This is a genomic window from Methanomassiliicoccales archaeon (assembly GCA_038850735.1).
Classification (GTDB): Archaea; Thermoplasmatota; Thermoplasmata; order Methanomassiliicoccales; family JACIVX01; genus JACIVX01.
Window position 1 is genome coordinate 32892 of the sequence record JAWCLO010000008.1, and the last position, 11350, is coordinate 44241.

Annotated in this window: 10 protein-coding genes; 6 read left to right on the plus strand and 4 right to left on the minus strand. The window is 43.2% G+C overall.

Features of this window, described 5'->3' with window-relative positions:
- Window positions 1-67 precede the first annotated feature (67 nt).
- Entirely contained in the window at window positions 68-1393 is a 1326-nt protein-coding gene (gene cca / locus QW087_06045; GenBank protein ID MEM2944280.1) for a CCA tRNA nucleotidyltransferase, read from the plus strand.
- Between the two features lie 11 nt (window positions 1394-1404).
- Here the strand turns inward: cca and QW087_06050 are convergent, their stop codons facing one another.
- A complete protein-coding gene (locus tag QW087_06050; GenBank protein ID MEM2944281.1) occupies window positions 1405-2097 on the minus strand; it encodes a hypothetical protein in 693 nt (230 codons plus the stop codon).
- Window positions 2098-2402: 305 nt separating this feature from the next.
- Here QW087_06050 and radA point away from each other — a divergent pair, with 305 nt between their 5' ends.
- The gene (radA, locus tag QW087_06055; GenBank protein ID MEM2944282.1) at window positions 2403-3869 is read left to right on the plus strand and encodes a DNA repair and recombination protein RadA; all 1467 of its coding nucleotides are present in this window, start codon (window positions 2403-2405) and stop codon (window positions 3867-3869) included.
- Complete coding sequence (locus tag QW087_06060) at window positions 3862-4869, plus strand: methyltransferase domain-containing protein (GenBank protein MEM2944283.1); 1008 nt, start codon at window positions 3862-3864, stop codon at window positions 4867-4869. Before radA ends, QW087_06060 begins: the two co-directional genes overlap by 8 nt.
- Here QW087_06060 and QW087_06065 read toward each other — a convergent pair.
- A complete protein-coding gene (locus QW087_06065; GenBank protein MEM2944284.1) occupies window positions 4856-6304 on the minus strand; it encodes a site-2 protease family protein in 1449 nt (482 codons plus the stop codon). The genes QW087_06060 and QW087_06065 overlap by 14 nt on opposite strands.
- A 106-nt stretch (window positions 6305-6410) precedes the next feature.
- Here QW087_06065 and QW087_06070 point away from each other — a divergent pair, with 106 nt between their 5' ends.
- Window positions 6411-7226: a UbiA family prenyltransferase gene (locus QW087_06070; protein MEM2944285.1), complete on the plus strand. Its 816-nt coding sequence runs from the start codon at window positions 6411-6413 to the stop codon at window positions 7224-7226.
- Entirely contained in the window at window positions 7223-7957 is a 735-nt protein-coding gene (locus QW087_06075; protein MEM2944286.1) for a geranylgeranylglyceryl/heptaprenylglyceryl phosphate synthase, read from the plus strand. The genes QW087_06070 and QW087_06075 overlap by 4 nt, the downstream gene beginning before the upstream one ends.
- Window positions 7958-8151: 194 nt before the next feature.
- On the opposite strand, the gene pdxT is transcribed toward QW087_06075, so the two are convergent.
- Window positions 8152-8742 (minus strand): pyridoxal 5'-phosphate synthase glutaminase subunit PdxT, encoded by a 591-nt coding sequence (gene pdxT / locus QW087_06080; GenBank protein ID MEM2944287.1) that lies wholly within the window; start codon window positions 8740-8742, stop codon window positions 8152-8154.
- Window positions 8743-8811: 69 nt separating this feature from the next.
- Entirely contained in the window at window positions 8812-10263 is a 1452-nt protein-coding gene (locus QW087_06085) for an AMP-binding protein (protein ID MEM2944288.1), read from the minus strand.
- 156 nt (window positions 10264-10419) lie between these two features.
- Between QW087_06085 and QW087_06090 the strand changes: the two genes are divergently transcribed.
- Window positions 10420-11196: a DUF169 domain-containing protein gene (locus QW087_06090; protein ID MEM2944289.1), complete on the plus strand. Its 777-nt coding sequence runs from the start codon at window positions 10420-10422 to the stop codon at window positions 11194-11196.
- The last annotated feature ends 154 nt before the right edge of the window (window positions 11197-11350 follow it).

The following is an 11350-nucleotide window of genomic DNA, read 5'->3' on the forward strand; positions in this document are numbered from 1 at the left end:
ATTGATATAACTGTTTCATACTGTAAAACAAAAGCATTTTTCAATTCAAGTGATATAGAGTCGTTGTATGGAACTCGAAAAGGAAATCGCTTGGAAAATTACCCCAGATGAAAAACATAGACAAATGGTTGAGAAGGTCGTCTCTGATTTGATGAAAAGAATCAGAACAACGATTACGGATTATGAAATTCCTCTTGAGCCGCGATTAGTCGGATCTGTTGCAAAGGATACGTATCTACCATATCCCGATATCGATATATTCATCATGTTTCCACCCTTCATAGAGCGGAAAGACCTTGAGAAGATCGGACTCGACATAGGAAAAAAAGTCCTAAACGGTGAGCAAAGATATGCCGAACATCCGTACATACACGGACAAATAGGTGGTTTTGAGGTCGATCTTGTTCCATGTTATAAGGTTCTTGATCCTTGTAACATAAAAAGCGCGGTTGACAGAACGCCCTTTCACACGGAATTCATCAAGAAACATTTGAAGGAAGAACAAAAGGTGGAAGTCCGTCTCCTTAAGCAGTTCATGAAAGGTATAGGCGTGTATGGAGCCGAAGCCAAAATTCAAGGATTCTCTGGCTATCTCGTAGAACTTCTAATTTTGAAGTATTCCACATTTATTTCCACCATCCACGCAGCATCAAGCTGGAAATTTGGAGAAACTCTGTGGTTAGAAAATCGAAGCGAATCTCAATTCAAAGATCCATTAATATTCTACGATCCAGTTGATCCCTTTAGAAATGTTGCCTCACCAGTTTCAGTAGATTCTTTTGCCAGATTTATTTACGCTTCAAGAGAATACATTGCTAGAAAAAGTGAGCGCTTCTTCTTCCCCAGAAAAAGAAAGCAATGGAAGATAAAAGAAATAAGGAAATGTATCGAAAAAAGGGGGACTTCGATTCTTGTTGTTGCTTTTAATCGTCCTGAGATTGTTGATGATGATTTATATCCGCAGATTAGAAAGACCGAAGAGGGCATCGCAAACCTTCTGAGGGAACACGATTTTGTAATAATTGACAAGAATTCCTGCGCAAATAAAAGGATCCTGATTGCATTTGAACTCGAGAGCATCAATCTTCCCTTTGCCAAAAGACACAGTGGCCCGCCAATGTGGATAGATCATTCTAAGCGATTTCTGGAAAGATGGAGGGGGGGCAGGGGTTTCAGCGAACCCTTCATTGATGGAGGTAGGCTTGTTGTCATTGCAAAACGCGAATACTGCCACGCACTTTCGCTGATCGAGGAGAAGATTAAGTGCACCTCATTGGGAAAGGACTTCAGAGAGTTGCCTTTCAGGACATACTCTGGCAAGATGGTATTTAGGAGAGAATTCAAAGGAATATTGACGATGCTTCTAGACAAAAGAATGCCCTGGGAGATATGAAATCATATCGATTACCCAATTACATATATATTGTAGGAATTAGACACCAATTGATTATCGGATTCATCAATTGCAACGATGTGAAAAACAAAGGGACCCGATCCAGTAAACTTGGATAGATCCTTTTCAAGCTGATAAATGTTTCCTGAGGCTAGAGACATATTCTCTGCAGGTTGCCCAGAGAACTCCAATTTGACCGATTTTAAACCGCCGTTATCCACAATTGTGGCAGTTATATTTATCACGGCATTCCTGGGGATGCCTGAAAAAGAGAAATCGGTCGGTTGTTTTCTCACCCAATCGGGGCCGTCTTGATACCAAATGGCGACCTCTGTCACATGCGGGCTCGTATGATCGCTGAAGGGTGGATTCATAAGGAGAATCCAGATGCCGAGGAAAAGAAAGAAAAAAAGCACACCATTTCCTAAAAGAGTTTTCTTGTCAAGTTCTTCTGGCTTTATTTTTATTAAGATGGGCAAATACCTTAATAAAAATATTCCTGCGAATAGCACTACGAGGCCGAGTAGTACATTAAATTCTCCAAGTAAAAATGCAATGATGCCACACAGAACAGCAAATAGAGTCGTCAATAGCAGCGTTTTCGTTGATCTAATATCATTTTCCAAGAACGCCTTCTCGTCAAATTCAGGAGGAATAAATTCATATTCCTCTTCAACGACCTCTTTTTTCTTCTTGCGAGCCATCTTGCACCCCCTAACACGGGGAAGATTAAAAATCCTTCGTATAATGCAATCCTGAGAAATAAGATACAAGTTCATCCCTAAAGGGTAATAAAACGATTGAAGTGTGACATTAACGATGATAGAATGCAAATGATGTATGCTGAATGCCGATTCATATTCATGACAGAATTATTCGTAAATTACTAGTAATAAAGCTTTTTTGATATAACTGGTCCTTAGTGCACCATTATGATATACCCACTTTCATTCATCTCCCGCAGTATATCTTATAAAGGTGGGTGAGATTAGTTTTAGTAGGTGCATCAATGCCCGAGAAGAAATTAGAGGAGTTGCCGGGTGTTGGCCCTGCAACAGCTGAAAAACTCCGTGACGCAGGATATACAGATCTCATGAGCATAGCTGTGGAATCTCCGAAAACTCTCGCTGAAATAGCGGAAATCGGGGAGAGCACAGCAGCAAAGATCATTGCCGCAGCTAAGCAGGCCGCGGACATCGGAGGTTTTGAGACAGGTGATCAAATCCTTGAGAGAAGAAAAAACATCCACAAGCTGACTTCATGTTCAAAAGCCCTTGATGATCTTATGGGCGGAGGTTTTGAAACACAGTCAATAGTCGAATTCTATGGGGAGTTTGGCAGTGGCAAATGCGTTTCCGCTGACACACCAGTTATTTATGAACTTGACGGTTCTCCTGAAATCGCATCAATCGAGGATCTGTTTGCTCGTCGTGAAGAAGAATCTGGCAAAATTAACAACGAGGGTGGCGGCGAAATTGTGAGCGCCGACGATTTCAGAGTTTTGGGTCTCGTCGACGGAATGATAATTCCCGTTGAGGCTTCTTATTTATACAGGGAAAAAGCCAGCGAGCTAATCGAGATCAAAACCCTTCGCGGACGAGATATAGCCCTGAGCGCGATTCATAAACTTCCCGTGGAAATAAATGGAGAGGTAACCTGGATTTGTGCCGGAAAAATCTTGCCTGGACAGAAGATTCGAGTGATTGATTCGCCGTACAAAGATCTTTTGGAGAATTTTAATAAACCCCATAAAATCTCATCCGATACGGTCACATCCGTTAATAGAATTCCTTATGATGACTACATTTATGACTTCGTCGTTCCAAATGGCCATTCTTTTGTTGGCGGATCTATTCCAATGATTCTTCATAACACACAACTTTGTTTTCAGCTCGCGGTGAATGCAACGATGCCCGTCGACAGAGGAGGTCTTGAGGGAGAGGTCATCCTGATCGACACAGAGAATACTTTTAGGCCAGAAAGAATTGTCCAGATGGCAACAGCACTTGATCTTGATCCTATAGAGACTTTGCAGAAGATCCATGTGGCAAGGGCATATAATTCGCATCATCAGATGCTACTCGTAGACAAGGCTTCCGAACTTGCACGTGAGCGACCGATCAGACTTATGATCGTTGATTCATTAACGGCACATTTCAGAGCGGAGTATATCGGACGTGGTGCACTTGCTGAAAGGCAACAATCACTCAATAAACATATGCATGACCTCATGAGATTCGCCGACGTAAACAACGCAGTTATCGCGGTGACAAATCAGGTGGCAGCAAAACCAGATGCATTTTTTGGCGATCCGACAAGGCCCATTGGCGGTCACATTGTCGGGCATACTGCTACATTTAGAATCTACCTCAGGAAGAGCAAGGGTGGGAAAAGAATCGCGAGGTTGATCGATTCTCCGAATCTGCCGGAGGCAGAGGTGGTGATCTCAATCTCAGGAGAAGGCGTTCGTGACTGAGTTGCCATTCTTTTTTGAATTATCAGGTGAACATCCAACGCTTCCAGAATCAGAGGCAATAGCTTGTGTGCGAGCCGAATGCGATCGATACACAATCGGAGCGCGTGGACCTGGCTACTTGATTTGTAATTTTCCAAGAGGAAGAGCTGATCGTATTGCGAATCGCATTGCTCTTTCACATCGCATCGGTAGATACCTCGGCTCCTGCCTCCCAGATAATTTCCAAGAATTCATAAATAGTATAGAGTTGCCATCAGGAACAATAAGCATCCGCGCAAGAAAATTTCAGAATTGCACGCCCGAAGTAGATACGAATCAGCTTGTAAGAAAGGCTGCAGCTGTGTTGACAAAAGATAGAAAAGTCGATCTCGTGGCGCCCGACGTCGAAGTCCGCATCTTGATTTCTGATTATCTGCATTTCTTCATTTCAGACTATGTGATTGATAGAAAGCAATACGATATGCGCAAGGTCGCTTTCAGGCCTTTTTTTTCGCCAATTTCTTTGCACCCCAGATACGCAAGGGCGATGATCAATCTCGCAGAGTTGCATGAAGGGGAATCCATTCTTGATCCCTTCTGTGGCACTGGCGGGGTTTTGATCGAGGCAGGGCTCATCGGTGCAAAAATTTTCGGATCGGACATTTCCCCAGAAATGATAGAAGGATGCAAAGAAAACCTCCAATACTTTGGAATTAACTGGGAAAGATTAGAAGCAATCGACGTCGGTAGATTACATCAATATTTTGACAAAATAGATGCAGTCGTAACGGATCCTCCGTATGGTCGGTCAGCTTCAACGAGAAAGGAAGATCTAAAAACACTTTACAATAGGACCCTGGATTCGATCTGTGAAGTTCTGAACACAGGAGGGAGACTATGTATTATTTACCCTTCGCCTCACAATTGCACCTCTGAGAGGTTGAAACTGCTGGAAGTCCATAAGCAGAAGGTCCATAGATCGCTTTCGAGAAACTACTGTGTATTCATCAAGACACATTGATTTCGAAACTCAATCTTTGTGATTTGCTCTGAGACGAAGTGTCAAGAACTATCGTTCTCTTGCCTGGAGTTGCGCCTTCCCAAACGTAGATTTCCATCGTCACATTAGCAGACATCCCATAGGGGACTCTAAATTCCAGCATATTTGTTGCATTAGCCTTGGATTGATTGCTCAGGTAGATTATTGCGCTCCAATTCATGGGAATCTGAGTCACGGAGAATTTGAGATCCAAATATGTATTACCAGTGTTGTTCACAAACATGGTGAATCCGACAACCTCTCCTTGCGTGACATTGACGACCGGTGATTCTGGATCAACAAGAATGATCTCGTACGAATGATCTGGTGGGATTTCTACAACTGGAATCGGAACAAACGTGAGTAGAAGAATCGCAATGGCTGCAATGCCGATAAATCTGCGTTTATTATCAACCTTCGATATGTCATTTAGCGGTGCTGGATGCCTCAATCCCAGCATGAATATCAAAACCGCAAAAATAAACCAACCTACATAGAAAAATGACATGATGAATAGAACTGCAAGTGTTACATAACTCAAATATCTGGAATTCTCACCCAGGAGACCTCTCGCAATGTGACCACCGTCTAATTGTCCTGCAGGGAGCAAATTGATTGCAGTCACAAGCAGTCCTACCCACGCTGCAAAAGCAGTAGGATGAAGTGCTACATTGTCAGGTATTGGGACAAAAAGCATGAAGAACTGGTATAGCGGCTGAAGAACTATTGCCATACCCCCGGCCGTTCCTATTTCGCCTGTTTGAATCTCGCCCTGGGCTGTGAGATAAAGACCTATAATGACAAGGGGAATCGCGACAACTAGTCCGCCAAGAGGTCCAGCAACTCCAATGTCAATGAGAGCTTTTCTGTTCGGCACGGGATCTCTCATCGATATGAACGCTCCAAAAGTTCCAAGAGGCGGAATAGATGGGATAAAAAAAGGAAGTGATGCTTCAACACCATGCTTCTTTGAGGCGATATAGTGGCAGAGTTCATGCATGCCCAACATTGTCATCAGTGGTACAGCAAAGAAGATGGCACCCCAGAGGAAATTATCAGCTAAAAATAGGGTTTCCGCATTCTTGTAACCTGCCCATAAATAGGCACCTGCGAACGTAGTAGTTAGAAAGGTGATAATCAACAAAATCAAATTCAGCCACGGACCGCGAGACTTAACCTCTGGCTTTCTTGCTATAGCGATGAGATACTCACCAGCTTGGAGACGAAGAAAAGGAATATAGCCTTTAGAGCCCAGTTCTCGGCGCATTGCCTCAAAATTCTCTTCAAGTGTTGACGGATCTGGCGATATAAAAATCGAAAGAGAGTCGTGAGTTACGCGAACATCATAGATTGGAAAATACCGTCCAATAATCGATCTGATCGATTCGATTTCGCCAGCCACATCGACATGAGCCATCAGGCACGCTATCATGCTCTTATTATTAACTTTTTGCCCAATGTTTTTTTGGCATTCGATTGCGATAGAAAAAAAAGTAATTACAGGGGAATGAAATTCACATAAAGTGAGGCATTTCGTTCAACTAGTAAGATTGGGCAATTGTTTGATGGGAGTACTAGGCGTAGTACTCGCCGCGCTCGTAGGTGTAGGCATCTCCATTACCGAATATGCGCTGGAAATACTCATCGCTTCGATAATTGTATTTACGTTTATTGCTGCGGGTAATTCCCTCAATGACTTCATGGATCGTGAAATAGACAGAAAAGCGCATCCTGAAAGACCAATACCATCAGGAAAAATTAGGCCAGTAACGGCGCTTTGGGTTTCTATTATTTGCTTCCTGATTTCAATAGTCTTTGCCGTATTCCTCGATGTGATTTCGATACTCATTGTCCTGATTGCCATCATTCTAATGATACTATATGAGATTAAATTGAAGAAATTGGGATTGGGCGGGAACTTTTTGATCGCACTTTTGACCTGCTTTCTATTTCTGCTCGGCGGTTCCGTTGTCAGACATATTGAACAAACCGCGGCACTTGCATCAATGGCGTTCCTTGCAACGCTAGGGCGTGAGATAATCAAAGATATTGAGGACATGGAAGCAGATTTCGACAGACTAACGCTACCAAAAACTATGGGAATTAGAAAAGCCGGCAGCGTCGCCGCGCTATCAATATTTGCAGCCGTTGCTTTGAGCTTTCAGCCATTTATTTCTGGGATCTTTAGTTTTGAGTACTTGTACATTGTTCTTATTGCTGATGCAATCTTTATATACTGCTCATATGTTCAATTTCAAAATCCAAGAAGAGGACAAAAACTGATGAAACTAGGTATGTTACTAGCGCTTCTTGCATTTCTCGTAGGTGGACTCCTATGAAGGTCAGAGAGTATCTTATGTCTCGAATGAAAAATGCAACCGTGCATATGACTTTGATCGATCCTGCTAAGCAGGATCCAGGAGTAAGTGCAAATATCGCTTTCAAGGCTGAACAACTTGGTACAGATGCAATTATGGTCGGCGGTTCCACAGACGTTACTCAGAAAAATCTCGACGAGACTGTTCTTGAGATTAAGAAAATGTGTAAAATTCCGGTGATCTATTTCCCCTCCGGAGCACATGCCATTTCGAGATATTGCGATGCAATATACTTCATGAGCATGTTGAACAGCAGGAATCTCAGAAATGTCATCGGCGAGCAGGTGAGGGGAGCTCCGATCATTGAGAAATTGGGACTTGAGACAATCGCAATGGGCTATGTCATTGTTGAACCAGGAATGAAGGTCGGAGAGGTAGGTCAGGCTGAGTTGGTTCGAAGGGACGACGTGGAACTGGCGATCGCGTATGCTCTTGCTGCCCAATACATGGGTATGGAGCTTTTCTACCTTGAAGCAGGAAGCGGTGCACCAGAACCCGTGCCTGTATCAATGATCAGAGAGGTCAAGAAACATATTTCGATACCTCTTATTGTTGGAGGCGGAATTAGGACACCCGAAGATGCTTTCGCTGCAAAAAACGCCGGTGCTAATGCAATTGTCACAGGGACTGTCGTGGAAAATGGAGATTTCGAGACTCGACTCGGAAAAATAATCGAAGCAATTAAGAAATGAAAAATAAGGAAGATGGAGTGAATAGCATTCTTCCAGTCATTTTATTGAATACTTTGCCAACAAAATCACACTAACGCGGTTAAATATCATTAGGAGATCTATTGATAATTGATCACATGCAAGAGCCCGATGCCTTGGGATTTGCTCGTGGAAATGAGTGAGTAGTCAATTCGCCTAAAGATGCGTGAGGCTCATCAAATCATCTTTATGAGCATTTCATGTATTCTTGTGTCTCCCGATAACTCGGGATGAAATGTTAATCCAAGCAAATTATCTTGTCTTGCCATTATGATTATCCGCTGAAACTCAGAAAGGATTTCGCAGTTTCCCCACACTCTTTTTATCGCAGGAGCCCTGATAAATACCGCTGGAAATGGACTGTTGAATCCTTTAATAGCTATGCTTGCTTCAAATGATTCGCGTTGCCTTCCGAAAGCGTTCCTATCAACCTCCATCTGCATAAGTCCTAGCAGAGATGTATCAGTTCTTGCAACTTCATCGTCGCCAATTTGAGCCAATAAAATACACCCAGCACATGTACCCATAATCGGCATGCCGCTCTGGCCCAATTCAACAATCCTGTCGAAAAGGTTGAGTCGCTTCAACAGTCTCGAGATCGTCGTGCTTTCTCCGCCTGGGATAATGAGACAATCTATATCATCAAGATCCTTTCGATTCCTAACCCTGACGGCATTACCCTTGATTCCTAAACGTTGGAATGCCACATTTGTCATTTCCACGTGCTCTTGTACCGCACCTTGCACCGCGATTATTCCCACTTTCATAATTCCTGCGTGACAATAGCAACCTTACTATCAATCTTGCTATGAAACCGTCGAAAGACTTCGCTCCCGTCAACTATACTGCTGTCTAAGATCAACAATTGACATCATCTTTGGTACAAAACTAAGAGTTCCACTTTCCACAATTTCAACGATTGGTTCCTCAAGGAGGTCATTTTCGATTCCTGATTTTATCTCTGGTATCTGAACGACTGCGTCCCTGATGTTCTTTTTCCCTTGCTCCTTATCTCCAATGAGCTCCACTTTAAATCGCAGTCGATCACGGTATCCAGACTTCTCGATATAGACCACATAATTCACCACATTTGGGACGCTAAGAATTGCCTCGTCGAACATGAGTGGAAAGATCTTCTCACCCATACCAATCTTCCTCATCATATCAAGTCTGCCCTTAATCTTTCCGATTTTTCCTATGGTTTTCAAACCACAAGAGCAAGGCGGTTCGATCACACTTGAAAGGTCGTAGGTCCTGTACCTGATCAAAGGGGTACCCTGATAAGTTAGACTTGTGATGATCAATTCTCCCGGCTTTCGTGAATCTACGTGTTCAAGACTTTGAGAATCAACAGCTTCCACTAAAAAATCAGCATCATTAACATGAAGTCCATCTTGTGCAAAACACTCCACAGTCGTCGCAAGGCCCATCTCTGTAAGTCCATACTGACTGAGGACCTTGCAACCCCAGGATGATTCGATTTCTCGGCGCATCGCCTCAGGCAACGGTTCTGCTGACAGGATTATAGCTTTGATGCCAAGCGATCTCAAATCGTATTTTTCCCTAGCTAGCACAGTCACTCTATAAATAAAGGAGGTCAGTCCAATCATCATTGTCGTCCTCGCTTCCTGCATGATCTTGATCTGCTCGTCCACATCGAGCATGTCTGCGATAACCGAGTGGAGACCCGCGATCTTGCAGGCACCATCTAGCATATAACCTGGATCCCAACTCGCAATGGTCGGAAACATTATCTGGAGCACGTCATTTTCTCGCATGCCCACCGTCTTGAGGGCAGCAGAGATAGAATCAATGATTCTGAGGATATCATCTCTGGTGAAGAATATCCTTTTTATCTGGCCTGAAGTGCCCGAGGTGGTGAAGGCACGCATCACCTTGCCTTGAGATACACAAAGGAAATGATTGGGCTCCTTGGCAACTTCCGCCGGTTCTGTAATAGGTACTTTTGTGAGGTCCTCATAACTCTTGATTTTCTTAGGCTCTATGTTCAATTTATTCAAGACACTTTTATAATAGACGCTATTCGCCATGACATACTCTAACTGCTTTCTGAAGCGATAAATCTGGTATGTTCGAACATCATCCCTTGAGACCTCATCGAGACGGTTTTTACCAAGGATTTCCTTAAACTCAGAGCTGTGCTTCAATTCCTTTTTTATCTGATTGTGAATCCATTCCTCGAGAGGGTACTTTGATTCTGAGGAAATATTTCTTGAGGAAAGATGCCGCCGAGCAATGGCGATTTTCCACTTATTCAGCACATTCACGTGGCCATGATATAAAGTCGCAAATATTAATGCTTTTGAGAACGCACCAGAGGAAAAGTTACCTCTCTTGTGCAATATCAATAATGCCCAATTTCTTTTAAAGATTGTCAAATTGATCATCGACAATTCTAAAACTTCATTGATGAATTGTCAAATATGCCAAACGAAAAGAAGTGGACATCCATCTGCTCGGAGCTTAAAAAAGTCCTCATTCTTAATAGTTCACCGATAGGCATCAAGATGTTGCGAGAAGCACGGGACTTGCTGATGTTCCAGGGTATTAAGATCATGACAAGAACAGCTCCATGCCATATGGCCGCAATCGCCAGATATTATGGGGAAAATGGAGTCATTGGCGCATCATCTGAAGGTATTAGATGTGTACTTGGGGCAGCTTGTATTGGTCTGATAAAAGCACCAGATCGCGTTTCAAGCGGCATACTTAATATTCCATTCGTTAGAGATGCATTAGCAGCAGAAAACTTGCAGAAATCGATTAAGATGCTCGGTCTTGATTCGAAGAAATACAGTGCCTTGATGATGGCTCCCCTCGACATCATCTCGACTGACCCAGATGTCATTGTAATTTATGGGACGCCTGCTCAGATGCTGAGGCTGATCATAGGCTCAGCCTACTTGAATGGCGAAGCTATCTTGGCAAATATGACGGGACAGGGCACACTATGCTCATCGATCGCTAAGGTCCTCACTGGCCAGAAAATTGTCATCGACATTCCCTGCATGGGAGATCGCACATACGGACTTGTCAAGGATGAGGAGATGGTAGCTGCGATTTCAAGCAGTTTTGTCAGCGACCTTATCGAAGGACTGAGAATGACAGAGAAATCGGCTTCACTCCCATTTAAGCCATTTTTGAGCTGGCCGGTTGTGCTAACTCCCGATTTTGATATCAGATCAAATGAATTAGGATGAACGATAAACCAACATCTAAGAAAAATGCGAAGCAGAACCGTTTGAATTCGAAGGAAGGTGACCTTAATTCACAGATCTGGTCTAAAATGAGTATCATTCGTCGTTCCCTGCCGAGAATTTAAATACGAGCATGGTTCTCAGCAGAAAAGGAGGA